This is a genomic window from Pseudomonas anguilliseptica, assembly GCF_900105355.1.
In the GTDB taxonomy this organism is placed as follows: domain Bacteria; phylum Pseudomonadota; class Gammaproteobacteria; order Pseudomonadales; family Pseudomonadaceae; genus Aquipseudomonas; species Aquipseudomonas anguilliseptica.
The window spans coordinates 2,047,093-2,069,818 of sequence record NZ_FNSC01000001.1 but is presented as its reverse complement, the minus strand read 5'-3'; the positions used below and the strand labels follow the sequence as shown (position 1 = coordinate 2,069,818).

At 61.0% G+C, this 22,726-nt stretch carries 31 protein-coding genes, 2 other RNA genes and 1 pseudogene; 4 read left to right on the top strand and 30 right to left on the bottom strand.

The genetic code is table 11. The features are described from left to right. The 25 genes from BLW24_RS10005 to BLW24_RS09885 all read right to left on the bottom strand — a co-directional run bounded on the left by BLW24_RS10005 (position 1) and on the right by BLW24_RS09885 (position 12,259). Positions 1-312, bottom strand: coding sequence for a hypothetical protein (locus BLW24_RS10005; RefSeq protein ID WP_244161131.1), 312 nt, complete (start codon positions 310-312; stop codon positions 1-3). Then, positions 309-683, bottom strand: a complete 375-nt coding sequence (locus tag BLW24_RS10000; RefSeq protein WP_090387687.1) for a hypothetical protein — start codon at positions 681-683, stop codon at positions 309-311. Before BLW24_RS10000 ends, BLW24_RS10005 begins: the two co-directional genes overlap by 4 nt. 5 nt (positions 684-688) lie before the next feature. Further along, positions 689-1,309, bottom strand: coding sequence for a hypothetical protein (locus tag BLW24_RS09995; protein ID WP_090379891.1), 621 nt, complete (start codon positions 1,307-1,309; stop codon positions 689-691). Continuing rightward, positions 1,306-1,806 carry a lysozyme gene (locus tag BLW24_RS09990; RefSeq protein WP_244161130.1) on the bottom strand — a complete coding sequence of 167 codons (501 nt, stop codon included), beginning with the start codon at positions 1,804-1,806 and terminating at the stop codon, positions 1,306-1,308. The genes BLW24_RS09995 and BLW24_RS09990 overlap by 4 nt, the downstream gene beginning before the upstream one ends. Then, the gene (locus BLW24_RS09985; protein ID WP_090379885.1) at positions 1,796-2,137 is read right to left on the bottom strand and encodes a hypothetical protein; all 342 of its coding nucleotides are present in this window, start codon (positions 2,135-2,137) and stop codon (positions 1,796-1,798) included. Before BLW24_RS09985 ends, BLW24_RS09990 begins: the two co-directional genes overlap by 11 nt. Positions 2,138-2,219: 82 nt before the next feature. Further along, positions 2,220-2,687 (bottom strand): hypothetical protein, encoded by a 468-nt coding sequence (locus BLW24_RS09980; RefSeq protein WP_090379880.1) that lies wholly within the window; start codon positions 2,685-2,687, stop codon positions 2,220-2,222. Between the two features lie 4 nt (positions 2,688-2,691). Beyond that, entirely contained in the window at positions 2,692-3,123 is a 432-nt protein-coding gene (locus BLW24_RS09975) for a Mor transcription activator family protein (RefSeq protein WP_090379877.1), read from the bottom strand. Further along, positions 3,120-3,524, bottom strand: a complete 405-nt coding sequence (locus BLW24_RS09970; RefSeq protein WP_090379875.1) for a gp16 family protein — start codon at positions 3,522-3,524, stop codon at positions 3,120-3,122. Before BLW24_RS09970 ends, BLW24_RS09975 begins: the two co-directional genes overlap by 4 nt. After that, entirely contained in the window at positions 3,521-3,802 is a 282-nt protein-coding gene (locus BLW24_RS09965) for a hypothetical protein (protein WP_090379872.1), read from the bottom strand. The genes BLW24_RS09970 and BLW24_RS09965 overlap by 4 nt, the downstream gene beginning before the upstream one ends. Continuing rightward, positions 3,802-3,871, bottom strand: an RNA gene (locus BLW24_RS09960) — hammerhead ribozyme type II. Before BLW24_RS09960 ends, BLW24_RS09965 begins: the two co-directional genes overlap by 1 nt. Next, the gene (locus BLW24_RS09955; protein WP_090379868.1) at positions 3,869-4,540 is read right to left on the bottom strand and encodes a DUF2786 domain-containing protein; all 672 of its coding nucleotides are present in this window, start codon (positions 4,538-4,540) and stop codon (positions 3,869-3,871) included. Before BLW24_RS09955 ends, BLW24_RS09960 begins: the two co-directional genes overlap by 3 nt. Before the next feature lie 11 nt (positions 4,541-4,551). Next, positions 4,552-4,624, bottom strand: an RNA gene (locus BLW24_RS09950) — hammerhead ribozyme type II. Then, on the bottom strand, positions 4,623-4,835 hold the full coding sequence (locus BLW24_RS09945) for a hypothetical protein (protein WP_090379865.1): 213 nt from the start codon (positions 4,833-4,835) through the stop codon (positions 4,623-4,625). The genes BLW24_RS09950 and BLW24_RS09945 overlap by 2 nt, the downstream gene beginning before the upstream one ends. An 8-nt stretch (positions 4,836-4,843) precedes the next feature. Beyond that, positions 4,844-5,263, bottom strand: a complete 420-nt coding sequence (locus BLW24_RS09940; RefSeq protein WP_090379862.1) for a hypothetical protein — start codon at positions 5,261-5,263, stop codon at positions 4,844-4,846. Beyond that, positions 5,264-5,551, bottom strand: a complete 288-nt coding sequence (locus BLW24_RS09935) for a hypothetical protein (RefSeq protein WP_090379859.1) — start codon at positions 5,549-5,551, stop codon at positions 5,264-5,266. Between the two features lies 1 nt (position 5,552). Further along, the gene (locus BLW24_RS09930) at positions 5,553-6,176 is read right to left on the bottom strand and encodes a DUF3164 family protein (protein ID WP_090379856.1); all 624 of its coding nucleotides are present in this window, start codon (positions 6,174-6,176) and stop codon (positions 5,553-5,555) included. Positions 6,177-6,187: 11 nt separating this feature from the next. After that, positions 6,188-6,520: a hypothetical protein gene (locus tag BLW24_RS09925; RefSeq protein ID WP_090379853.1), complete on the bottom strand. Its 333-nt coding sequence runs from the start codon at positions 6,518-6,520 to the stop codon at positions 6,188-6,190. After that, a complete protein-coding gene (locus tag BLW24_RS09920) occupies positions 6,504-6,893 on the bottom strand; it encodes a hypothetical protein (RefSeq protein WP_090379850.1) in 390 nt (129 codons plus the stop codon). The genes BLW24_RS09925 and BLW24_RS09920 overlap by 17 nt, the downstream gene beginning before the upstream one ends. Continuing rightward, positions 6,890-7,492, bottom strand: coding sequence for a hypothetical protein (locus BLW24_RS09915; RefSeq protein WP_090379847.1), 603 nt, complete (start codon positions 7,490-7,492; stop codon positions 6,890-6,892). The genes BLW24_RS09920 and BLW24_RS09915 overlap by 4 nt, the downstream gene beginning before the upstream one ends. Then, on the bottom strand, positions 7,492-8,214 hold the full coding sequence (locus BLW24_RS09910; RefSeq protein WP_090379844.1) for an AAA family ATPase: 723 nt from the start codon (positions 8,212-8,214) through the stop codon (positions 7,492-7,494). Before BLW24_RS09910 ends, BLW24_RS09915 begins: the two co-directional genes overlap by 1 nt. A gap of 17 nt (positions 8,215-8,231) precedes the next feature. Further along, on the bottom strand, positions 8,232-9,737 hold the full coding sequence (locus BLW24_RS09905; protein ID WP_167360351.1) for a Mu transposase C-terminal domain-containing protein: 1,506 nt from the start codon (positions 9,735-9,737) through the stop codon (positions 8,232-8,234). Positions 9,738-9,960: 223 nt separating this feature from the next. Then, the gene (locus BLW24_RS09900) at positions 9,961-10,941 is read right to left on the bottom strand and encodes an IS5 family transposase (protein WP_090376416.1); all 981 of its coding nucleotides are present in this window, start codon (positions 10,939-10,941) and stop codon (positions 9,961-9,963) included. A 40-nt stretch (positions 10,942-10,981) separates the two neighbouring features. Continuing rightward, the gene (locus BLW24_RS09895) at positions 10,982-11,485 is read right to left on the bottom strand and encodes a DNA-binding protein (protein WP_090379838.1); all 504 of its coding nucleotides are present in this window, start codon (positions 11,483-11,485) and stop codon (positions 10,982-10,984) included. Beyond that, positions 11,478-11,918 carry a hypothetical protein gene (locus tag BLW24_RS09890; RefSeq protein ID WP_090379835.1) on the bottom strand — a complete coding sequence of 147 codons (441 nt, stop codon included), beginning with the start codon at positions 11,916-11,918 and terminating at the stop codon, positions 11,478-11,480. The genes BLW24_RS09895 and BLW24_RS09890 overlap by 8 nt, the downstream gene beginning before the upstream one ends. Before the next feature lie 2 nt (positions 11,919-11,920). After that, positions 11,921-12,259: a helix-turn-helix domain-containing protein gene (locus BLW24_RS09885; RefSeq protein ID WP_090379832.1), complete on the bottom strand. Its 339-nt coding sequence runs from the start codon at positions 12,257-12,259 to the stop codon at positions 11,921-11,923. A 292-nt stretch (positions 12,260-12,551) separates the two neighbouring features. On the opposite strand from BLW24_RS09885, the gene BLW24_RS09880 reads away from it, so the two are divergent. Continuing rightward, positions 12,552-13,157 carry an XRE family transcriptional regulator gene (locus BLW24_RS09880; RefSeq protein ID WP_244161128.1) on the top strand — a complete coding sequence of 202 codons (606 nt, stop codon included), beginning with the start codon at positions 12,552-12,554 and terminating at the stop codon, positions 13,155-13,157. A gap of 212 nt (positions 13,158-13,369) precedes the next feature. Here BLW24_RS09880 and chrA read toward each other — a convergent pair. Continuing rightward, positions 13,370-14,578, bottom strand: a pseudogene (chrA, locus tag BLW24_RS09875) (chromate efflux transporter); the annotation flags it as partial. Between the two features lie 142 nt (positions 14,579-14,720). Between chrA and pbpG the strand changes: the two are divergent. Next, positions 14,721-15,638: a D-alanyl-D-alanine endopeptidase gene (gene pbpG, locus BLW24_RS09870; RefSeq protein ID WP_090379826.1), complete on the top strand. Its 918-nt coding sequence runs from the start codon at positions 14,721-14,723 to the stop codon at positions 15,636-15,638. Between the two features lie 57 nt (positions 15,639-15,695). On the opposite strand, the gene BLW24_RS09865 is transcribed toward pbpG, so the two are convergent. Next, entirely contained in the window at positions 15,696-17,369 is a 1,674-nt protein-coding gene (locus BLW24_RS09865; RefSeq protein WP_090379823.1) for a putative bifunctional diguanylate cyclase/phosphodiesterase, read from the bottom strand. 266 nt (positions 17,370-17,635) lie between these two features. Between BLW24_RS09865 and rep the strand changes: the two genes are divergently transcribed. Next, positions 17,636-19,645 carry a DNA helicase Rep gene (gene rep / locus BLW24_RS09860; protein ID WP_090379818.1) on the top strand — a complete coding sequence of 670 codons (2,010 nt, stop codon included), beginning with the start codon at positions 17,636-17,638 and terminating at the stop codon, positions 19,643-19,645. Positions 19,646-19,763: 118 nt separating this feature from the next. Continuing rightward, positions 19,764-20,336 (top strand): xanthine phosphoribosyltransferase, encoded by a 573-nt coding sequence (locus tag BLW24_RS09855; protein ID WP_090379815.1) that lies wholly within the window; start codon positions 19,764-19,766, stop codon positions 20,334-20,336. A gap of 94 nt (positions 20,337-20,430) precedes the next feature. On the opposite strand, the gene BLW24_RS09850 is transcribed toward BLW24_RS09855, so the two are convergent. From BLW24_RS09850 to alr, 3 genes are all read right to left on the bottom strand, one after another. After that, positions 20,431-20,853, bottom strand: coding sequence for a c-type cytochrome (locus BLW24_RS09850; protein ID WP_090379812.1), 423 nt, complete (start codon positions 20,851-20,853; stop codon positions 20,431-20,433). A 129-nt stretch (positions 20,854-20,982) separates the two neighbouring features. Beyond that, positions 20,983-21,531 carry a cupin domain-containing protein gene (locus tag BLW24_RS09845; protein WP_090250501.1) on the bottom strand — a complete coding sequence of 183 codons (549 nt, stop codon included), beginning with the start codon at positions 21,529-21,531 and terminating at the stop codon, positions 20,983-20,985. 102 nt (positions 21,532-21,633) lie between these two features. Beyond that, positions 21,634-22,707, bottom strand: coding sequence for an alanine racemase (alr, locus tag BLW24_RS09840; protein WP_090379809.1), 1,074 nt, complete (start codon positions 22,705-22,707; stop codon positions 21,634-21,636). Positions 22,708-22,726: the final 19 nt, after the last annotated feature.

Here is a 22,726-nt window from a genome sequence, read left to right as displayed (position 1 = left end):
TCAGACCCCCTGAGCCGGGCGGGCAATGCCTGGGTTGCAGGGAATGGTGTACTCGGCAACATCCACGCCGTAGTGAGTCAGGCCAGCAATCCATACACCGCTGGGCTGTTTATCCAGGGTGACCAGGCTGCGGTCTTTCAGGTAATCCAGCTCACGGCGAACCTCGTGCTGGGTGGCATCTGTATAGATGCCCTGGATGGTGGACAGCACCAGGGCTTCATGCGGGTCTACCGGCCGGGCATGGTTAAGGGCGACCAAGATGTACCAGCGCATGGATTCGCGGCGAACTTTTGCTACGTCGATTGGGATCATTGTTTATTGCTCCGCTCCTGGATTAATTCGAGCCTGGTAAACACTCTGTCGATCTTGGCTTCCAGCACTGTCTGGTTTCGCACGTAGTCTTCGCGCCGCACGTACTGCAAAGGCAGTTCGGCCTGGAAGCGCAGGAAGGAATGCTCCAGGCTTCTGACTGCCTCGGCGTCTTTGTCCTGGCGCTCCAGCACCTTGGTAAAGTTATCGTCCCAGTGCTTGCCCGCTTCCTGGCGCGCTTTGTCCTGTGCGGCAAAGCTCTCGGCCAGGCGCTTCTCGAACTGCGCGAGCAGCAGCTTGACTAGGCCGAACATCAACGTGGTGAAAATGCCCAGTAGGGTTAACGCCCAACCGACAGCCTCCACAAAGTCCATTTGCATTAGTGCTTCCCCTGTACGGCGTCGATCAGAAGGTCCAACTGCGCGGAGGTGTTGCGGCACTGCTCGGCGTAGCTGACGTGGTGTTCCAGGACTGCGCGCTGGCTGATGCCTGAATCGAGTTGCTCAGCGGCTTTACCTTCGGCGACTTGCGCAGTAGCTCGGCTGGTATCTGTGGTGGCAGGCGCTGTGGCTCCGGTTGCTTCGTCATAAACGCGCACCCAGCCAGCAGTGAATACGCAAGCAGGCAGAGGCTTAGGCGGCGCATCAAGGGCATCGCGATAGAGGTCGTTAACACGGGCAATCTCCCCTGTGAGGCGGTCGGTGGTGGTGCGGTGGGTGCGCTGCTGCTCGGCCAGGTCGGCGGCCAATTTGTCGTTGCGGGCTTGCTCATCGAGCAGCTTTTTAGCGGCGGCTTTGGCACTGGAAACGGCATGCCGTGCCAGGTCGAGTTGTGCCTCGGCATGTTCCAGACGCAGCTTTTCTAGGGCCAAGTCGCCATCGCTTTTGGCTTGGGCAAAGCCCGCGTCGTGGGCGTCCTGGAGCATTGAGTCATGCAGCCAGAACAAAGCGGCGATCAGCAGCAACGGCACCAGCGGGCGCAGCAGGCTTGCCCAACTCATAGGGCGGCCTCGCAAAGTTGGCGTTCAGCAGCACGGCGGCGCTCAAGCCCACGGAACTTGCGACCGCCAGCGCTCACCCAGTAGCTGAGTTGTGCGCAGGCCGGCTGGACACGCCCGGCCTGGAGGTGCAGCAGCATGGTCGAGTGACGTCCATTCTTGAGCCAGACAAAGCCGTCTTTTACTCCCGGTTTGCCTGGGCCGACGTTGTAGATAAAGGACAGAAAGGCCGCGATGCTTTTGGTGTCCATGCCAGCGATAACCTTGACAGGCACCCAGCGCTCGAAAACGGCCGCTGCCTCTTGGAGGGCGAGCTGGGTTTTCTGGTCGCACTCGGCATCCGTCGCAACATCGCCAAGGCGCACGCCGCGCGTCCACCCCTCGCAGATGGTCGGAATACCAACCGGGTCGAGGTGGGCCAGCAAATTGCGGCCCTCATAGAGCGCGACAACAGGCGTGGCGGCGACGATTGCCAACGCGATACGGGTTTTAATGCCCACGTGATGCACCTCCGATCAACGCGCGCAGTTCGGCCAAGCGCTGGTTACCGAACTCAGGCGCGGAACTGGTGTGGTGAATGACGCTGTTTTTGGCTTCGCGACGGGGTGCCGCTGGTGGGGTTTCGCGTGCGCTTTGCGCGCGACGGTCGATGTGTGCTCGGTAGCTTTTGACCTTGGCAAAGCCGATCCTCACGTATTCCTGAACCAGCGGCAGCAGCTCTTCCGGGCAGCGCTCTAGCAGCAGACGGCGCTGTTCCAGCAATGGCTCGGCCAGTACGGCGGCGGCCAGATCGCGGGGGTTCGCTTGGGATACAGGGGCTTGATTGTTCATGCCGCTATGTTGCTGCGGCAAGACTTTGGCGAGAGTTTCAGGCGGGTGTAAGAAAAAGCCCCGCGAGGTGCGGGGCTTTGGGCTAGCTGCTTTTCAGACCAATCATTCCAGTATCTCGCAGCCCCTGAACAGTCTTATAGGCGGCGATGTGAGTCATGGCCTTATCGGCTGTGCGGGTAGTCAGATAGACCGAAAGCACAGCAGCACAGTCCCAGTTAGATCGACCATCTGCCAAGGTACTGTAGAGAACATCAAGCAGCTCGTAATGAGTAATTGGGATGTTCGCTGCGTCCAATTTCTGCCGAACGAAGATCACCATGTTCCCAATGTTCTCGGCTTCTTGGCCAGCCGAGAGATTGTTATGACACTGCTCCGTTACTCGACCCAACATAGAGTTCACTTGTTCAATACGAGCATCGCTAGTTGGCATGCCGCGCTTTTCGTCATTACTGACGAAAATATTGGCAATGGAGGCATTCGTATAATTTTGCCCGTAGGCGTTCGCCACGAGCGCTAGGAATGTGACCCCAATTGCTGCAATTGTTTTCATCAGTTTATAGCTCCTTATCAAACCCAAATAAGTCCGGCTCCTGCCGACGATGCAGCGCCCGTTGACGGGCAATGATGTCATAAATTGTTTGCAGGGCCAGCCTGTGCTTACGTACCAGTTGAGCAGGCTGGACGCTGCCATGCTTCCATTCGTGGTAGATGGTTGCATCCCGCATGGCCTTCTTTAGCAGCTCGCCGCGGGGCAGATAGATAACACTGCCACCCATGGTATCGCAGATGGCAAACACAACTTGCCGGGCGAATTCAGGCACCCGCTCATTATCGCCCAAGCTCTTACGCAATGCCGCTTCGGCAATCTCAACCATTTCGCGCATCGAGCCTTCCCAGCGGCTGAGCACTGTCGGGTCTGACATGTGCGCAAGCACCTTGGCCGGGTCTAGTCGGCTGGCGTCATCCTCAAAAAGCTGACCAGTCATTTCGCTCTCCCGTGTCGTTTGGCGTCGTAATTTAATGCCGCAATCAGGCGGCGCAGTTGGTCGCTGCCGCACCACTCAACACGCTCGACTTTGAACATGCGCAGGGCCAAAGCATCGGCATAGCTCCAAGGGCGTTTTGCTTCGGCCAGGAAAGCCTCGATCTTGGCCACCTGGGCGGTGCGGTCTGGCGCTGGCTTTGGGGCGGCACGGCTGGTTTTCTTCGTTGGCTTTGGCTTGAAGCCCAGGCGTTCCAGCTCAATCAGTACGCGGCTGATCTGACCTGGGGTCAGCTCTTTGGAGCTTTTCACACCTGCAACGCGCGCCAGAATTGCGTAGTACGCAGCATCGTCTAGGCCGAGCTGGCGGCGCGCGATCTGGATTTTCTGCTTACCTGCGCTCATACCGGGTTCCTCGGATTCATTGCATCGCGGAATGCCTGCGGGTCGCGCCTGGCCATGCCCGCCATATACCGGGTCATCAGCGTGATCACTTCCTCGACTTCCTCAAACTCACCAACCTGCTGCATCAGCGCCCAGTCGGCACGGGTGCCCCGGTAGGTGGTCAGTTTTGTCACTTCCGCGCCCACACGCTCTCGATGCGCCGCGTCGCGGTTGCGCTTGTCCTGCTGCCGGTCGGCATCCTGCTTGCGGATGCGCTCCGTCCGTTTTGTCTTACTCATCTTGGCTGCTCATCAGTACCGGGCAACCACGCCCGGCAGACCTTCGCCCTGGTGGGCGAGGTTTCGCTAGTGAAGTGCTAGCGGGGCTTGCCCCTGGACGCCATGGTTTAGCTGAACGTCGCTGGCAGCACATAACCCAGCAGCTGCATCGCCCATGGCGCGCTGGCTCAAAGCCTTGGTTTTGGCATTACGATCCACTGTCTTGCCCGTTGTAATCTCGGGGTGGTGCTTGAGCATGTACGCATCAGCGGCAACTGATGGTTTAGCACCTGCGAACTCGGCTACCTTGGAGCTGACGCCCCACACCCAGGCCTCACAGAACTGGTCGGCGCGCTTGGTTTTGGTTGTCGACTTACAGCGTTTGAGTGCCGTGCCGATGTAGTCGCGGCGCGCCTGGCGTACCTGACGCAGCAGTACACTCATCGTGTAGCTGGTCAGCTCGGCCATTTCACCGATGAAGCGCCATTCACCGAGTCCAGCCATGAAAAGCAGCCGGCAGGCGTAGGCTTTAGCCACTGTGCCGGCCAAGTTTGCCTCCCACTGCACGGGCTTCATTTTCGAGCAACTGCGGGTGCCGTGCTCCTCGATGTCGATCATGTCCACGTCCGACTGTTCGAGCTGGTACTTCTCCATCAGTGCGCGGGCCTGACGCATTGCTGCAGCGGCCTCGTGCGGGTTGCTGCTATTGGCCAGGCTCAAGCACTTCTTGATCTTGTCCAGGGCTTTCTTGTGATCCATATCGTCCTCGGTATTGGCTGCTCATCAGTGCCCAGCAACCACGCTGGGCAGACCACCACCGGCCAGGCCGGGGCGGTTTCGCTCAGTGAATGGTCATGCTCGATGGTTGGCGGGCGCAGGCCGGTAAGCGGCTGAGCTTGGCGTCTACGGCTGCTAGATCGAACAGCGTTTGCGACATCTGCACGGCTCGCGTTGGTTGCGGCATGCCCAGCAAGTTGCTCGGAGCGCCTGCCATATCCATGGATACGGTTACGCGGTCGATGTTGTCTTCCAGGGTGATGGTGACCTTGGCCATTGATGCTCCTAACGCTGCGCACGAAAGTTAATGTGGTAATCGCGGGCCAGTTGGCGCACGCGCTTTTCGGTCATATGCAACTGCTTGGCGATCCACTTCGGCGGCTCGCCCAGGGCTGCGCGCGCCATGATCTGCGCGGCCTGCTTGGTTTCTAGGTCGCTGGCCGTATCTGGTACTGGTTCAGCCTGCGGTTCGTCAGCCACAACAGTTGGGGCAGGTGCCTGAAACAGGTGCGCATAGACAGGCGTTTTCTCGGCGTTGATGACGAATACCGCTGGCGCATCGCTCATCTGGTAGCCGATCTGCTCGATCTTTCCGCCATTGGCCAGAAACGCCTGGGTTGCCTGCTCAATGCGCGCTGCCTCGTTTTCCAGATGCGCGGAACGCTGCGGCAATGGGTCTATGCGCGGGTCGTGGTAGCGCTGCATTCAAGCCCCCAGTGCCCGGAAACCGGGCGCGTTGTGTTTGCCAAGGGTTTGGATGTAACGGGCAATGCTGCCGAGGTTGTCGCGGTCGGTGGCCTTCGGGTCGATACCAGGCACGTGCAGCGTGATGCCTGGACGTTGGCCATCCGAGTGCGGCGCGCAGGTTTCGCGGATTACCTGGCGAACCACTGCCAGGTCGCCCACGGCGAGGGCAAAGTGCCCCTCGGCGGGTGGCTGCTCGACAAACTTAATCAGGCCGTCGATTTGGCAAACAGCATAAGTCTTGGCCATCTCACACCCCCGCAATATCAAGAATGATCGTTTCGTAGGAGTCGTCGGTCTGGCGTTCCTGGATTCGGATGTAGACCGCTTTGCCAGCTACGCTCAAGCTGTCCTTGACCGCCTCCATAGCCTTACGCCACTCGGGGTCGTCAATCTCAATACGCATCAGCTCGGCAACACGCGCGACGCTGATTTCACCCTGGCGGTTGAGGCGAAAAGCATTGGTAGCGATGGTGACCAGGTGCTTATGCGAAACATCGCTCCAGGAGCGAATGCACTCGAATACCTTGGCCTTCGCGACCTCCATTTCTTCGGTGTAAGTGATCCGGTCTGCGCATACCCGCTGCACTCGGAAACGGCCGTCAAAGCTGGTCAGCGTGACATTGCCCTTCGGCCCGCCCAGCTTCATGTCGTATTTCTCACCAGCAATGGTGATCAGGTCGGCAATATCGGCCAGAGCCTTCTCTTTCAGCGCCTTGAGTGCGGCGCTCAGATCAACCGCCTTCTTGGCAATCTCGGTCACGACGCCATCACGCAGCTTGTCCTGCTCGCGAATTTCAGTTTCATGCACCAGGTTGCCAATGGCGTTGCGCACCCAGCCCTCTGGAATAACGATTTGTTGTGCTTGTTGCATGTCGGTTGTCCTCAGTGAAAAGTCAGGTCGATGCCGGACGGGCCTTGGGTGGCGTAGTCGCGGTAGCTAATCGGTTCGCGCCACTCCAGGGACACGCCCTGGAACATCACGGTGTAACGGGTGCTGCCTGCTGACGGGTGGCACTGATAGCCCTCGGTCAGGCGGTCACGCACAAGGCGGTGGCCGTCTTCGGGGCCGACCACCAGCAGGTTTGCCACTGGGTCAATGCGATGCAGGCGAATACCCATGGCCTGCAAAGTGCGGCTGGCGCTGTTGAACACGCGCAGGCGGTCTGCCAGTTGCGGGGTCAATACTTTCAACGGCCGTTCAGTGGATGCGTGCATGGGCGTTCTCCTGGGCGTTGCAGTTGGGGTTGTTTGGGCAGTTCTGGCAGGTGCGCCAGTGCTGCATAGCCATCGGGTTGTGAGTGGGTGCCTTGCGTTCGCGGTAGCTTTGGCACTGCTCGGCGGTGATCACCTCGCCCAGGGCTACGCAGTCGATACGGCCTAGGGCATCCATCACGCGACGCTCGATGGCGGCGGTGCTCGGCGATGGATACTTGTTTGCCAGTACCAGGCTCACCGCGCTGCGGCTAATGCCAATGCGCTCCCCGGTTCGGGTGCGGTTGCTTTGCTCGACCTCACGGGCTAGCAGGTTGATCCATTGGGGCGGCTCTGCGCCCCAAGCGGTCAGATCTACACGGGCTGCCTGGCTCATTGGTCGGCCCCCAGTTGCTGGCGGTACACGACTTCAGCCAGGTTGGGATCGAACACCTGGCCAATGCGCTGGATCATCGGCGGGCGCGGCCCGGTGTCGGCACCACGGGCCAGGCGGTAGCGCGCCATGGTGGCTGGAGTACCAGGCTTGCCGGCCACAACCAGCACCAAGTACTCGGCTTTGTGCAGCCACTGCAGGTAAGACCTGGCCGTGTTCAGGCTGACGGCCTCGCCACAGGCAAGGGTGCTCTGCACCAGGTCGCGGGCATCCACTTCGCGCAGGATGCGCCACATGGCCTCGACCCCACGGCCTTGGGTGTTGAGCGTGCCGTCACGGTTCAGCTTGGGGGCCTCGGCTCCGATATCGCGCAGCAGGCTGTAGTTGGCGGCGGCGTAGGTACGGCCGTTGCGAGCCACGTAGCCGCCGGCAATCAGGCAGCGCAGGTAGCTGAGTACGGTGTCATCTTCCACGCCCGAGGCGCGGGCCAGGCTGTACAGGCTGATGCCTTCCCGGTTCTTGCGCAGTGCTGGCCAGATGCGCTGGCGGTTGCCCTTGCCGCCCTGCATTTCGAGGTTGGCGGGTTTGCGACCTACAGCCATTACAGGCCCCTCCGTGCTGGGGCCTCGCCGGTAAACCAGCCGCGCTTACCCCAGGTGGCCATGTCGATGGCGTCCAGGCAAAGGGCCTGGGCTTCGCTGTGCACGCGGTAGAGGTTGACGGCGATGCGGCGCAGGCAACCGCGAGTGGCTTTGCGCAGATCCTCCAGCAGGTCTTCGGCCATTTGGTGATTGGGGTAGGCGCTGCGCGCCAGCTGCTGCATGTCATCCAGGGTGGCTGGCTGCGCCGGCACCCATTCCAGGACGCGGTTATGCAGGCGCTCCAGCTTGGCCAGGCTGCTCGGCACACGCTCTTCGCCGATCAGTACGATGGTGCCTTGGCTGGCGTTGTAGAGGTCGGTGAGGATGTTGGCGGCAGACTTATCCAGCAGGTACTGCACGTCATCAACGATCAGCGGGCGACCGCTGCGGCCGAGCTGCTCGGCCACCTGGTCAACCATTTCGCTCAAGGTGCGGGCCGGGGTGATGGCCATCTCGCGCAGCACTGCCTTGAGGAAGGCCATTTTTGTCCAGGTGTCGCGGCACTCGACGTAGTAGGCGCGGTGCTGATTGGCGGCCCAGGCGGCGGCCACGCTTTTGCCCAGGCCGCTGGGGCCGTACTTCACCACCAGGCCTGGCAGGCCCTGGGGGCGCAGCATGGCGCGCTCGATGGCGCTGGCCAGCAGGCCGACGTTGGTCAAGGGTACGATCTTGGAAACGCTCATTGGTGTTACTCCCCAGGTCAAGCGCGGGCCTGTTCGGCTTCCGCGAATTGGTCAAACATGCGTTGAATGGAGGCAAAGTCCGGGTGTGCCGGGTAGCGGCCATACCAGCGGGCTTCGTCTTCGGTGAGTGGTTCGCCGCTCTGCTGGCGGACTTCCAGTTGTTTCCAGAGGCGGTACCGGGCCATGGCATCGCTCGGCACCTCGAACTGTTCTTGCTCGGCCTGGGCTTGCATGGCTAGGACGGCATAGTTCTGTGCGGCTGCCAGCTGGGCGGGCAGCAGGTTGGCGCTCGGCGTGATCGGGCTGGCCACCAACTCGACGCGCTTGCCGGTGGTGGTTTCGATCTTGTCGATACCGCGCTTGATCTGGCCCTGCTCGCGCTTCTCGCGTCCTTTCTCGATACGGTTCAGCGGCATGTAGTCGCTGGCATTGCCGTCCAGCAGGGCTTCGCCGATCAGCTCACCTTCCAAGGTGCGCACCCAGATGCGGCTGGCGTCGTGCACGTCGTAGGCAATGCGCACGTCCTCGCCATGCAGATCGCGCAGCGCGTTAAGGAAGTAGCGGTTGCTGTCCCAGGAGACCTCGCCGCGCAGGGTGCGGCGCACCACTTGCGGGCGCAGCAGGTCGCTGACCAGTTCAGGCGGGGCCAGCATCGGCTCCCAGCCTGAGTCGCGGGCCGCTTCCCAGGCTTCGTTGGGGCTCATGTGGCGCATGCGCCCGGTTTGCGGGTCGCAGATCTTGCCCAGCGCCCGGTGTGGATGGTTGTTGTATCGCTCGATCTCGACCGTGGCGAGGGTCATAAACTCGGTCAAGGTAGGGATCAGCCGTGTGGTGCCATGCTCGCGCAGCTGCTTGCGACTGATGCGGTGCACCTTGGTACCGGCATGCTTGTCCATGTCTGCACCGATGTAGCTGACCAGCTGCTTGGCTGTTGCCACCCAGATCGACTGGTGCACTCGCTCGATCAGGCCACGCGCCTGACTGTTATAAGGCAGCGCATGCACCATCTCACCGCCCAGGCGATCAACCACCTCGCGCACCGCGTCATTGGCGAAGCCGCTGCCGTTGTCGACGTAGAACAGGGCAAACATGCCGCCGCGCTCGATGGCGTCGCGCAGGGAGTGCATCACGTCGATACTGTTCTCCGACTCGCCGACGGACACGCCTAGGACGCGACGTGTTGCCACGTCCATGGTGGTGGTGATCTCCGGCCGGAAAGGCTTGCCGGTGCGCGGGTTGATCACCTCGGAATCGAACTTGTGGCCGTCCGCTGTGTACACGTCGCCCGGCAGCATGTTCTTGGTAGTGCGGCGGCGGAATGGTTTGAATGCCTTCAATTCCTGCGGGCTGTAGCGGCCACGCTCGCGGGCCTCCGGGCTCAGCTTGTCCAGGAAGCGGCGCACCTGGTGGATGCTCGGCCGGTCGCCCTTGTACTTCTCGCTGAACTCGGCATAAGCACGCTCTACCGCTGGCTTGGTCGGGCGCTGGTAGCAACGCAGGAACTCAAGGGCCCAGACAGGCACGCCCATATCCGCCTTGCGCCGGGCCGGGGCCAGGCCTACTTCACCCAGCTTGCGAAAGTCCGCCAGCCAGCGTTTAAGGATCCTCTGAAGTAGCCATGCATTTCTGGCTGACGTCAGCCTCTGCTGATTTCGAAAGTGATAAATCGATCAAAAACGATCAGATTACCGGCTCATTTCTGTGTTTTTAGCCGCCGCGAGCACCTCGCGGCAGCCATTTCCAGCATTACGGGCGCACCTCTCCTGCATTCGTCAGTAAATCTCGGCGCGCCATCCACAGATTTGACAGCGCGAATAAAGTCACCAGTTGCGCCGTGTTTTTGACCAGGCCACGGAAGCGCGTCTTCACATAACCGAACTGACGCTTGATCACCCGAAACGGATGCTCGACCTTGGCTCGCACTTGGGCCTTGGCCTTCTCGATTTTGCGCTTGGCTTTGTACAGCGCGCTGCGCTTACCGAGTTTCTTGTAAGTGCTACGCCGTGCTGCAACCTGCCAGATCACTTGACGGCCCTCATGCTCGGGGCGCTTCTCGACACCGGTATATCCGGCATCGGCCCCCACCATGTTTTCCTCGCCGTGCAGCAGCTTATCGACCTGGGTGACATCCGCCACGTTGGCGGCAGTACCCACCACGCTGTGCACCAAGCCAGACTCGTCATCCACCCCGATGTGCGCCTTCATGCCGAAGTAATACTGATTGCCTTTCTTGGTTGAGTGCATCTCAGGGTCACGCTTACCGTTCTTGTTCTTGGTTGAACTCGGCGCGTTGATCAGCGTGGCATCGACGATGGTGCCTTGGCGCAGCGACAAACCACGGTCACCCAGGTAGCCATTGATCACGGCCAGGATGCCGGCAGCCAGTTCGTGTTTTTCCAGCAAGCGGCGGAAGTTGAGGATGGTGGTTTCGTCAGGAATGCGCTCCAGAGTCAGCCCGGCAAACTGGCGTAGGATGGTGGTCTCGTACAGCGCCTCTTCCATCGCCGGATCGCTGTAACCGAACCAGTTTTGCATCAGATGCACTCGCAGCATCGCCATCAGCGGATAGGACGGTCGGCCGCCTTCACCCTTTGGATAATGCGGCTCGATCAAAGCGATCAACCCTTTCCATGGCACTACCCGATCCATCTCGATCAGGAACAATTCTTTGCGGGTCTGCTTGCGCTTGCCGGCGTACTCGGCGTCGGCGAAGGTCATCTGCTTCATCGGAAAACTCGGCGGGTGGAGTGCGGATATTTTGCCAAAATCAGGAAGTCTTTTTCAGACCATCCTTAAGGGTGCGCTCGCTCAGCGTGCGGTCATCGCTCAAGCGGTCGTTTGCTACCTGCACACGCCCCTGCAGGTAAGGGCTGAGCTGCCCATCACGGGCCAGGCCGACCAGGGTCATGATGGCCCGCTGCTGGCTGGTCATCTGACTCATGCGCTCGATCTCGCGAATGATCGCCACTCGCGCGGTCATCACGTTGCGTTGATCATCGGTAAGGCGTGATGCTGAAATCGCGTCACGCAATACGATTTCTTTAGCCTCTATCGGAGCCGCTTGAGGCGCTTCGTCACTGACTAGGCGCGCAAGCAGGGCGGTCTGTGCTTCGGCGGGCAGTACAGCGAGGCAGTACTCCTGACCACCACCGCGCCCGAGACGAAGCTGGGCTTCCCAACCCTCACGCTTGGCCCGAAGGTTTACACCTTGAACAGTGCCAGGCAGACCTGGCAGTCCAGCCAGTTCCTGGGCGGTGAACCACTTACGCATGGTTATCCCCCAAGATCTTTTTCAGTTCTCGCGCCTTGCGGCTGGCATCCGAAGCAACACGCTCCAGTCGACCCAGTTCTGCATCCAGAGCTTCGCGGCCATAGGCCACCCGACCGCCACGCTGGTTGACCTGCCAGTTGGTCAGCAGATGGCTCGCGCACACCTCTTCCAGCAGCGCCGCTCTATAGAAAGGAAGGTTATGGTCGGCGCGGGCCGGGCTGGCCCAAGCGTCCAGCATGTTCTTGCTCACGTCATCGCCGGACAGGCGCGACATACGGGCGGCGATCTCATAACGATCCAGATCGGTGGCTTTCAGCAGCTCGCCTACATACTCGCTGACCTGGGCGGCGTAGTTGCCGTGGCCAGGGATAGCCAGCTTGGGTTGGGGAACAACGAAGATGTCCAAGGTGCGGTCGTCTTTTCCGTGACGCATGTCTAGGCCTCCGTGCCGGTTTTACGGTGCCCAAGGTCATAGGCTGGGTTATGCTTTTGCATATCCGCTGCTATAGCTTCTGGGCGCTTTGGTCGCAGACGTTGCGGGGTGCCATCGGCATTCCAGCGCTCCGGCCAGAGCACCTCGACCTGGAGGTCGAGTGCCTGGGCGATTGCCCGCTCCATGCGCGGATAAGCAGTACGCTTCACGTTCTTGAGGGCTGGGCCGGATACGCGCAGCTCTCGGGCGAGTTTGGCCAGTGACGTACCGTTGGTGCGGAGCTGGTACTTGATCCATTCCCAACGCTGGGCGGGGTCAAGGGGGATATCGGCTGTGTTCATGCTTGGCGTCCATTTCAACCACCTGGCAGGGTGGTTTTTTGGGGTGTTTAACGTTACCTACGGCATAAAAATAGCTCTATAGAAGCTGAAAGACAAGCGCTATAGCGCGCTTTCAACTTCTAAATGATTGAAAGAGTGACTCTATAGAATTTATTCCTTTAATTTCAAAGGGTTATGCAAGTTGAAACTTGAAAGCGACGAAGCAGCTGGGCTTTCAGGTTCGGGTAACGAACCTGAAAGTGATACCGCGTTCATCGATAGGCTCCGCGAAATCGCTTCTATAGCGGGTAGCGTGAGTGCTTTAGCGAAAGCCGCAGGAATTTCCCAAGGTGGGCTGCAGCGCTATCTGAAGGGTGGGGAACCAACGCGCCGGGTGCTGATTAGCCTGGCCGAATGCAGTGGCGTGAACCTGGTATGGCTCATGACTGGCGAAGGCAACAAATTTGCCAATCAGTCCGCATCACTGGTGGTTGAGGACGATGCTTATGCCTTCGTCCCTCTCTATGACGCGCGCTGTAGCGCAGGCAGTGGCGCATGGAACGAGCGTTCCCGCGTTCTGGTACAGCTATCGTTCACGCGCTACAGCCTGCGCAAGAAGGGCCTGACGCCCTCCGACCTGGCGTGTTTGCGCGTGGATGGCGACTCGATGACAGGCCTGCTGGAAGACGGCGACACGGTCATGATCGACCAGCGCCGCAATACCCTTGAGGGTGAGGGTGTTTATGTCGTGATGCTTGATGACCACCTGTACGCCAAGCGCCTGCAGCGCCAGTTTGATGGCTCAGTGCTGATCATCAGCCACAACAAGGAATACAAGGAAATGACCGTGCCCAAGGATCGCCTGGCCGAGTTGCAGATTGTCGGGCGGGCGGTGTGGGCTGGCGGCTGGCTGGTCTGAGTTACGGGGAGTTCGCTGTGCCAAAGACTTTGCTAAATCAGGCCTTACCCCTCAAAAACGGCCTGTTTTCTTCTCGCAACTCTTTGGCACTGCCGGCCCGCCGCGTCAACCACCCAAACCCGCGCCGCGCCTGGCCTTGCGCCTAATCCCGGCTTGTCCCAGGTAATCCCACCGACTTCCCTACCTGTGCCATACCTAGAACCCCCTCACACAAAGCCTTGCGGCCAGAGCACATGGTAGGCAAAGAACAGCGCCAGATTCAGAATCACCCCCACTACGGCCGCAGTAATCGCGGTCAGCGGTGCGGTGAATGTCAGCTCGCCATGGGTCGATTCCACCAGCGGTCCGCCGGCGAGAATGAACAGAAAGGACGGCAGAAAGGTGAACCAGGTGACCAGCGCCGCCGCCACTGCGCCACTGACAAAGCCCGAATCGCCGCCAAACATCGGCTGCAGATAAGCGCCGACAAAGGCCACGAACGCCACCACCATGATCAGCGGCCCTGGCGTGGTTTCGCCCAGGGCCAGCCCGTCGATCATCTGCGTCGGCGTCAGCCAGCCGTAATGACCAATAGCGCCCTGGTAGACATAGGGCAGCACCGCATAGGCGCCGCCAAAGGTCAGCAGCGCCGCCTTGGAAAAAAACCAGGCCATCTGCGTCAGCGTGCCATCCCAGCCATACAGCCAGGTCAGCAGGCCCATCGGCAGCAGCCAGAGCAGCGCGCCGACCAGCAGCAACAGCGCCAGGCGCGAGGCGCGAAAGCGCGTATGCGCCAACGGCGGGCTGTCATCATCGATCAGCGCAGGACCGTAGGAATGACTGGCCGCCGCATGTCCACCACCCAGGCTGAACTGCTGCGGCAACAGCCGACCACCGCAATAGCCGAGCAGCGCCGCGCCAATCACGATCAAGGGAAACGGCAGATTGAAGGCAAAGATGGCGACAAAGGACGCCCCAGCGATGCCCCACAGCCAGTTGTTCCTCAGCGCCCGTGAGCCGATGCGCCAAGCCGCCTGCACCACGATGGCGGTCACCGCCGGTTTGATCCCGTAAAAAATCCCCGCCACCAGCGGCACATCGCCATAAGCGATATACAGCCAGGACAGGCCGATCAGGATAAACAACGACGGCAGCACGAATAGCACCCCGGCAATCACCCCGCCCCAGGTACGGTGCAGCAGCCAGCCGATGTAGGTGGCCAGCTGCTGCGCTTCCGGCCCCGGCAGCAGCATGCAGCAGTTCAGTGCATGCAGAAAACGCCGCTCGGACAGCCAGCGGCGCTTCTCTACCAACTCCTGATGCATGATCGCAATTTGCCCAGCCGGCCCGCCGAAGCTGATCAGCCCCAGTTTGAGCCAGAACCAGAAGGCTTCACCCAGGCTGACAGCGGGCGGCGCAGGCGGAGCAGACGATTCGGACATGCGGGCAACTCATGGCAATAAACGCGCTCGCACTATAGCGCGAGTGCATGACGATTTAAGCCCGCCCACTCAAGCCGCCGCGCGGATTTCCGTATACTTGGCAGTGCAGCGCCCTCCTTCCAACCTGCCCGTGAAGCTCCCTGTGAAAATCCGCCATTCGATAGTAAGCCTGCTGCTGATCTGCAGCTGCGTTGTAGTTGCATCGAACACCCAGGCCGCCCCCGCCAAACATCAGGACCTGGCCGCCGGCAGCGCCCTGCTGGTCGATCTGCAGACCAATCAGGTACTCTACGAGCGCAACGCCGACAGCGTGGTGTCGATTGCCTCGGTGACCAAGCTGATGACCGCCATGGTCACCCTTGACGCCAAGCTGCCGCTGGATCAGGTGCTGCCGATCATGATTCGCGACACCCATGACCTGCGCGGCGTGTTCTCCCGTGTGCGCGTGGGCAGCGAGCTGAGCCGCCGCGACATGCTCCTGTTGGCCCTGATGGCTTCGGAAAACCGCGCCGCAGCCAGCCTGGCGCACCACTATCCGGGTGGCCACGCGGCCTTTGTCACGGCGATGAACGCCAAGGCCCGCGCCCTGGGCATGAAGCATTCGCGCTTTGTCGAACCCACCGGGCTGTCGGAACAGAACGTCTCCAGCGCCCGCGACCTGGTGCTGATGCTCAAGGCCGCGCGGCAGTACCCACTGATCAGCCAGTTCAGCACCACCGCGGAAAAGACCCAGGCGTTCCGCAAGCCCAACTACACCCTGGGTTTTCGCAACACCAACAACCTGGTGCGCAAGCCCGGCTGGAGCGTGCAGCTGAGCAAGACCGGCTACACCGGCGAAGCGGGTCGCTGCCTGGTGATGAATAACCGCCCGGTGGCCTTCGTGGTGCTGGATGCCTTCGGCAAATACACCCACACGGCCGATGCCAACCGCCTCAAGCGTTGGTTGGAAACCGGCAAGGTCACTGCCGTGCCGCCGGCGGCCATCAGCTACCGCCAGCAGAAACTGGCGCAGCGCCAGGCCCAAGCCCAAGCCCAAGCCCAAGGCAAGCCCGCGCAGTAACCCCGTAAAACAGAAAGGCCCGCAGCAAGTGCGAGCCTTTTGGTATCAGCGAGCGGCTCAGCTGTTATTCAGCCCGAATAATGGCTGGCGCATGCCAAACACCAAAAAACGCGCCAGCTCGGGGAGCGGCAAAGCCTTGCTGATCAGGTAGCCCTGCACCTGGTCGCAGCCGTACTGACGCAGCAGCGCCAGCTGCTCGGCGTTTTCCACGCCCTCGCCCACCACCTGCAAGTTGAGGTTGTGCGCCAGGTTGATCATCGCCCGCACCAGTTGCCGATTTTCCGCACGCTCGCTCATGCCGCCGACAAAGCTTTTGTCGATTTTCAGCAAGGTGATCGGCAGGTTGTTCAGGTGCACGAAAGAAGAGAAACCGGTGCCAAAGTCGTCCAGCGAGAAGCGCACGCCGAGGCGACCGAGGGCCAGCATGGTCTGCTGCACCTGATCACTGCGGCGCATTACGGCGGTTTCGGTCAGCTCGAACTCCAGCCACTGCGCATCGACACCGCGCTCTTCGATCAGGCGACTGAGGGTCGGCAGCAACTGGCTGTCCTGGAACTGGCGGAATGACAGGTTGATCGCCATATGCAGCGCCGGCAGGCCACGCCCACGTAACCACTGCATATCGCGCAGGGCACGGCTGATCACCCAGTAGCCGAGCGGCACGATCAGCCCGCTTTCCTCGGCCAGCGGTACAAATTCGTTGGGGGCCAGCAGGCCATGTTCGCTATGGCGCCAGCGCACCAGCGCCTCCAGGCCGACGATGCGCCCGCTCTGCAGGCACAGACGCGGCTGGTAATGCAGCTCCAGCTCATCACGTCGTAGGGCGCGGCGCAGCTCGCTTTCCAGGTCGGCCTGGTTGCGGGCGCTGCGATTGATCCGTTCGTCATAGATATGAAAAGTGCAGCCCTGCTGGCTCTTGGCCTGTTGCATGGCGATATGTGCGTGCCACATCAGCGGGTCAGCGCTGCCTTCGGCACGGGAGTGGGCCAGGCCCAGACTGCAGCCGATCAGCAGGCTTTCACCGTCGATCCAGTACGGCTCGCCGAGGGCTTCGGTAATCTGCGCGGCCAGCCGTTCGGCACGCTGCGGATCGCGGCGGCTGTCGAGCAGCAAGGCAAATTCATCGCTGCCCAACCGGGCCACCTGATCGCCGGCCTGCAGCTGCGCCTTGATCCGCGCCACCACTTGCAGAATCAGGCTGTCACCGCCCTGATAGCCAAGGGCATCGTTGGCGTGACGAAAGTTGTCCAGGTCGAGATGGCCGAGGGTCAGGCCGCGACCTTCATATTCAGCCAGACGCGCGGCAAGCAGGGTCTGAAAGCCCTGACGGTTGGCAATGCCGGTGAGGGCATCCTGTTCGGCCAGGCGGTGCAGGGTGTCCTTCAGGTTGCCTTGTTCGCGCGCATAGCGCAGACAGCGGCGCAGTACTTCACTACTGAGCTGGTCGCGCACCAGCCAGTCGCACACGCCCTCGGGCTCGGCTTCAGGCTCGGCATCCAGCAGCAGGACAATCGGCAGGGAACAGCGCCCGGAGGCAGGCAGGTATTTCGCGGTGGTCAGGAGCAGGGCGTTGCTGGGTTTATCGAACAGCGCGCTGGCTGCCTCCCAGGACGGTGCGGTAATCAGCGCATAACCACTGCCGAGCGCACTCAGGCGCTCGCGCAGCAACTGCGCCCAGCCTGGCGTTTCCGCCAGCAAAAGCAACCGTAATGGTTCGACGAACGCGGACAAAAACTTCCCCCACTGCACAAATAAAGAGCATTGAACCCGCTCGGATGCGTCGTAATCGACGTCTAATCACGCACATCCTTGTGTCAGTGGCGCGCGCCCTGCGCGCATGGCAAGAACCCGAAAGTGGCACCAGAGTACTGGATTAGGAAAATTAACCAAGCCTGGCTGTTTGCCATTATGTGCACTGCAACACACTTCCAGATGGTCACGGCAGAAAGCGCCAGGCCTGTTAAAATGCGCGCCCATTCCGCCTGACGATTGACTCCATGTCCCGACTGAACCCCCGGCAGCAGGAAGCCGTGAACTATGTCGGCGGCCCACTTTTGGTGCTCGCCGGCGCAGGCTCCGGCAAAACCAGCGTGATTACCCGCAAGATCGCCCACCTGGTACAGAACTGCGGCATCCAGGCCCGCCACATTGTCGCCATGACCTTTACCAACAAGGCCGCGCGCGAGATGAAAGAGCGCGTCGGCACTCTGCTCAAGGGCCCCGAGGCCCGGGGCCTGACGGTATCGACCTTCCACAACCTGGGCATGAACATCATCCGCAAGGAATACGCCCGCCTGGGCTACAAGCCGGGCTTCTCGATCTTCGATGATGGCGATATCAAGGCCCTGCTGACCGACATCATGCAGAAGGAATATGCCGGTGATGATGGTGCGGACGAGATCAAGAACTACATCGACAGCTGGAAGAATGACCTGATCCTGCCCGAGCAGGCGCTGGCAGGCGCGCGCAACCCCAAGGAACAGACCGCCGCCATTGTCTATCTGCACTACCAGCGCACCCTGCGCGCGTACAACGCAGTGGACTTCAACGACCTGATCCTGATGCCGGTGGTGCTGTTCCAGGAGCACGCCGACATCCTGGAAAAATGGCAGAACCGCATCCGCTACCTGCTGGTCGACGAATATCAGGACACCAACGCCAGCCAGTACCTGCTGGTGAAGATGCTGGTGGGCATGCGCAACCAGTTCACCGTGGTTGGCGACGACGACCAGTCGATCTACGCCTGGCGCGGCGCGCGCCCGGAAAACCTGATGCTGCTGAAAGAGGATTACCCCTCGCTGAAAGTGGTGATGCTCGAGCAGAACTACCGCTCCACCAGCCGCATTCTCAAGTGCGCCAACATCCTTATCGCCAACAACCCGCATGCGTTCGAAAAGCAGCTGTGGAGCGAGATGGGCATGGGCGACGAGATCCGCGTAATCCGTTGCCGCAACGAAGACGCCGAGTGCGAACGAGTGGCCCTGGAAATTCTCACCGAACACTTGCGCACCCAGCGCCCTTACAGCGATTACGCCATCCTCTATCGCGGCAACTACCAGGCCAAGCTGATGGAGCTGAAACTGCAGCACCATCAGATTCCCTATCGACTGTCGGGCGGCACCAGCTTCTTCGCCCGCCAGGAGGTGAAGGACCTGATGAGCTACTTCCGCCTGCTGGTCAACCCGGACGATGACAACGCCTTCCTGCGCGTGATCAACGTACCGCGCCGCGAGATCGGCTCAACCACCCTGGAGAAGCTCGGCAACTACGCCACCAGCCGCAAGATCAGCATGTACGCTGCCGCCGGCGAGATCGGCCTCGGCGAGCAGCTGGACGCGCGCTACACCGAACGCCTGGCACGCTTTACCACGTGGATGGACCGGGTGCGCCAGGAATGTGCGCAGAACGACCCGATAGCGGCGATCCGCAGCATGGTCATGGACATCGACTACGAAAACTGGTTGCGCCAGAACGCCTCAAGCGACAAGGTCGCCGACGCGCGCATGGGCAACGTCTGGTTTCTCGTCGAGGCGCTGAAGAACACCCTGGAGCGCGACGAAGACGGCGACATGACCATCGAGGACGCCATCGGCAAGCTGGTGCTGCGCGACATGCTCGAACGCCAGCAGGAAGAAGAGGAAGGCGCCGAAGGCGTGCAGATGATGACCCTGCACGCGTCCAAGGGTCTGGAATATCCGTCGGTGTATATCCTCGGCGTAGAAGAAGAAATTCTCCCGCACCGCTCCAGCATCGAAGCCGATACGGTCGAGGAAGAGCGCCGTCTGGCCTACGTCGGCATCACCCGCGCCAAGCGCAACCTGACCATGACCTTCGCCGCCAAGCGCAAACAGTACGGCGAGATCATCGACTGCTCACCGAGCCGTTTCCTCGATGAACTGCCGCCCGAGGACCTGGTCTGGGAAGGTCTGGAAGACGCCGCGCCCGAGGTCAAGGCCGCCACCGGCAACTCGGCACTGGCCAATATGCGCGCCATGCTGAAGAAATAACCGGCAACAGCGCGCGGGCGCAGACAGACGTATTTCGTCACCTCCTGCATCCGCGCTACGCTGCACCATTACATCCCGGCACAGACCGGGTATCAGAAAGAACGACGAGGGTAACCGCGTGGAAGCGCTGAAACAGAAGATTCGCGATGAAGGTACCGTGCTTTCGGAGCACGTACTCAAGGTCGATGCCTTTCTCAATCACCAGATCGACCCGGCGCTGATGCAGCAGATCGGCCACGAATTTGCCCAGCGTTTTGCCGACCAGGGCATCACCAAGATCGTCACCATCGAGGCCTCGGGCATTGCCCCGGCAGTGATGGCCGGCCTGGAGCTGAGCGTGCCTGTAATCTTCGCGCGCAAGTACCAGTCGCTGACACTCAAGGACGACCTGTACATCTCCAAGGTGTTTTCCTTCACCAAGCAGACCGAAAGCACCCTGGCCATTTCGGCCAAGCACCTGAACGCCAAGGATCATGTGCTGCTGATCGACGACTTCCTGGCCAACGGCCATGCCGCCCGCGCCCTCATCGACCTGATCGGCCAGGCCGGTGCGAGTATTGCCGGCATTGGCGTAGTGATCGAGAAGTCCTTCCAGCGCGGCCGCGCCGAACTGGATGCTCAGGGCTACCGGGTCGAGTCGCTGGCGCGCATCGATTCACTCAAGGATGGTCAGGTCAGTTTTATCGACTAAGCGCCACTAGCCTGGAGAGATGCCTGCCACAGTTTCTCCTGTGCACAAAAAAGCCGCCTGAATAGGCGGCTTTTTTACAGCAGCGTCAGGCGTATTACAGGCCGGACATCTTTTGAATCGCTTCACGCAGCTCGTCGTCCGAGCAATCAGCGCAGGTGCCTTTTGGCGGCATGGCGTTGATACCGGAGATTGCCTTGGCCAGGATGCCGTCGAGGCCGCCCTGGTGATCAGCGCGCTCTTTCCAGGCAGCTGTGTCGCCAATTTTCGGCGCACCCAGAATACCCGGGGTATGGCAGGCACCGCAGTGCTTGGCAATGATGTCATCGGCAGTACGCGCAGCGCCGCCGGTTGTGGCTGCTACAGCACCCACGCCCTTGCATTCTTCGCCCATCACACAGACTTGGCCAACCGGCTTCAGTCGCTCGGCAATGGCTTCGTCGGTCGTGGCTTGAGCAGTCACTGCCCACAGGGCCAATACGGTAGCCGGTGCTACCAGGAGCTTTTTAATCAGGTTCACGGTACACCCTCTTCGTGGCTAGTCACGCTCGCGGCCACGGTTTCGCGAGCGGGCGACAGTATAACGGCAAGCCGCCGCCGCCGAAACAACCCATATTGTCGCAGGGTTATTAGCAGCCTGACCCATCCGTTAGAAGTTTGCCGGCGTGGTGGCACTGATCAGGCGTGCCGGCTGCTCGAACGGATTACGGAAACGGTGCGGCTTGCTGCTCTCGAAGTAGTAGCTGTCGCCCGGTTCAAGGATAAACACCTCGTCGCCCACGGTCAGCTCCAGCTTGCCTTCGACCAGCATGCCAGCCTCTTCACCTTCGTGGGCGTACATTTCGTCACCGGTGTCGGTGCCGCTGGGGTAGGTTTCATCAAGGAAGGAAATGGCTCGGCTCGGATGCGCCTTGCCTACCAGCTTCATGGTGATGGCCCCGCTGCAGATATCGGTGAGTTCGGCGGCGCGATAGACCACCTGGGCCTGGCTATCCTGCTCCACATCCAGGGAGAAGAACTCCACCAGCGACATGGGGATACCCGCCAACACCTTTTTCAACGAACTGATCGAAGGGCTTACGCTGTTCTTCTCGATCATCGAAATGGTGCTGTTGGTGACGCCCGCCCGTTTGGCGAGTTCACGCTGGGAAAGGCCTTTGAGTTTGCGAATGGATTGCAGTCGTACACCGACGTCCAATGCTGGAGTCCCCCTTGGGATAGATACGGAAAAGTCGCCGTATCATGGCATAGCGTTCAGAATTTACAACACTCGCGTTCAAACTCGTCTACAGCGCGGCTGTTAGTCCCCGAGGTAGAACAGCGGCGCCCTCCGCAGATTGCAGAAAAGCTGATAGGGAATGCTGCCCGCCTGGGTGGCCACGTCGCTGGCCAGCACCTGTTTGCCCCAGAGTTCGACCCGACTGCCCAGGCCTGCTTGCGGCAGATCGGTCAAATCGACGGTGAGCATGTCCATCGACACGCGGCCGATCAGGCGGGTCAGCTGGCCGTCCACCGCCACTGGCGTACCGGTCGGTGCATGACGTGGGTAGCCGTCGGCATAGCCCATGGCGACCACACCGACGCGGGTCGGCCGCTCGCTGACAAAGCGCGCGCCATAGCCCAGCGGCTCGCCGGCCGGCAGTTCGCGCACGCTGATGATCTTCGATTCCAAGGTCATCACCGGCTGCAACCGTGCCGCCACGGCCTGCGCCTGTTCGAATGGGGTCGCACCGTAGAGCATGATGCCGGGGCGCACCCAGTCGCTCGGCACGCTCGGCCAGCCCAATACGGCAGGCGAATTGCGCAGGCTGACCTCGGCGACAATGCCCTGCCGCGCCTGCTGAAAAACCGCCAACTGTTCAGTACTGCGCGGGCAATCCAGCTCGTCGGCACGAGCGAAATGGCTCATCAGCACAATCTTCGCCACCTTGCCGCTGGCCAGCAGGCGCTGATAGGCCGCCTGGTAATCGGCCGGATGCAGGCCGACCCGGTGCATGCCGCTGTCCAGCTTCAACCAGACCGTCAGCGGGCCGCGCACTGCGCTGCGCTCAATCGCTTCAAGCTGCCACAGCGAATGCACCACGCACCACAATTCGTGCTGCTCGATCAGCGGTAACTCGTCGGCCTCGAAAAAGCCCTCCAGCAACAGAATCGGCCCGCGAATACCGGCCTCGCGCAGCTGCAGCGCTTCCTCGATACAGGCCACGGCAAAACCATCGGCCTGTTCCTGCAACGCCTGGGCACAACGCACCGCGCCATGGCCGTAGGCATCCGCCTTGATCACCGCCAGGGCGCGCGCGCCGCTGACTTCACGGGCCAGTTGGTAGTTGTGACGCAAGGCTTGCAGGTCGATCAGGGCGCGGGAAGGACGCATGACGTTCTCGGCTATCAGC

Coding starts and splice junctions, on each gene's coding strand:
- BLW24_RS10005 (WP_244161131.1), bottom strand. CDS start 312: ATGATCCCAATCGACGTAGCAAAAGTTCGCCGCGAATCCATGCGCTGG.
- BLW24_RS10000 (WP_090387687.1), bottom strand. CDS start 683: ATGGACTTTGTGGAGGCTGTCGGTTGGGCGTTAACCCTACTGGGCATT.
- BLW24_RS09995 (WP_090379891.1), bottom strand. CDS start 1,309: ATGAGTTGGGCAAGCCTGCTGCGCCCGCTGGTGCCGTTGCTGCTGATC.
- BLW24_RS09985 (WP_090379885.1), bottom strand. CDS start 2,137: ATGAACAATCAAGCCCCTGTATCCCAAGCGAACCCCCGCGATCTGGCC.
- BLW24_RS09980 (WP_090379880.1), bottom strand. CDS start 2,687: ATGAAAACAATTGCAGCAATTGGGGTCACATTCCTAGCGCTCGTGGCG.
- BLW24_RS09975 (WP_090379877.1), bottom strand. CDS start 3,123: ATGACTGGTCAGCTTTTTGAGGATGACGCCAGCCGACTAGACCCGGCC.
- BLW24_RS09970 (WP_090379875.1), bottom strand. CDS start 3,524: ATGAGCGCAGGTAAGCAGAAAATCCAGATCGCGCGCCGCCAGCTCGGC.
- BLW24_RS09965 (WP_090379872.1), bottom strand. CDS start 3,802: ATGAGTAAGACAAAACGGACGGAGCGCATCCGCAAGCAGGATGCCGAC.
- BLW24_RS09955 (WP_090379868.1), bottom strand. CDS start 4,540: ATGGATCACAAGAAAGCCCTGGACAAGATCAAGAAGTGCTTGAGCCTG.
- BLW24_RS09945 (WP_090379865.1), bottom strand. CDS start 4,835: ATGGCCAAGGTCACCATCACCCTGGAAGACAACATCGACCGCGTAACC.
- BLW24_RS09940 (WP_090379862.1), bottom strand. CDS start 5,263: ATGCAGCGCTACCACGACCCGCGCATAGACCCATTGCCGCAGCGTTCC.
- BLW24_RS09935 (WP_090379859.1), bottom strand. CDS start 5,551: ATGGCCAAGACTTATGCTGTTTGCCAAATCGACGGCCTGATTAAGTTT.
- BLW24_RS09930 (WP_090379856.1), bottom strand. CDS start 6,176: ATGCAACAAGCACAACAAATCGTTATTCCAGAGGGCTGGGTGCGCAAC.
- BLW24_RS09925 (WP_090379853.1), bottom strand. CDS start 6,520: ATGCACGCATCCACTGAACGGCCGTTGAAAGTATTGACCCCGCAACTG.
- BLW24_RS09920 (WP_090379850.1), bottom strand. CDS start 6,893: ATGAGCCAGGCAGCCCGTGTAGATCTGACCGCTTGGGGCGCAGAGCCG.
- BLW24_RS09915 (WP_090379847.1), bottom strand. CDS start 7,492: ATGGCTGTAGGTCGCAAACCCGCCAACCTCGAAATGCAGGGCGGCAAG.
- BLW24_RS09910 (WP_090379844.1), bottom strand. CDS start 8,214: ATGAGCGTTTCCAAGATCGTACCCTTGACCAACGTCGGCCTGCTGGCC.
- BLW24_RS09900 (WP_090376416.1), bottom strand. CDS start 10,941: ATGAAGCAGATGACCTTCGCCGACGCCGAGTACGCCGGCAAGCGCAAG.
- BLW24_RS09895 (WP_090379838.1), bottom strand. CDS start 11,485: ATGCGTAAGTGGTTCACCGCCCAGGAACTGGCTGGACTGCCAGGTCTG.
- BLW24_RS09890 (WP_090379835.1), bottom strand. CDS start 11,918: ATGCGTCACGGAAAAGACGACCGCACCTTGGACATCTTCGTTGTTCCC.
- BLW24_RS09885 (WP_090379832.1), bottom strand. CDS start 12,259: ATGAACACAGCCGATATCCCCCTTGACCCCGCCCAGCGTTGGGAATGG.
- rep (WP_090379818.1), top strand. CDS start 17,636: ATGTCCCGACTGAACCCCCGGCAGCAGGAAGCCGTGAACTATGTCGGC.
- alr (WP_090379809.1), bottom strand. CDS start 22,707: ATGCGTCCTTCCCGCGCCCTGATCGACCTGCAAGCCTTGCGTCACAAC.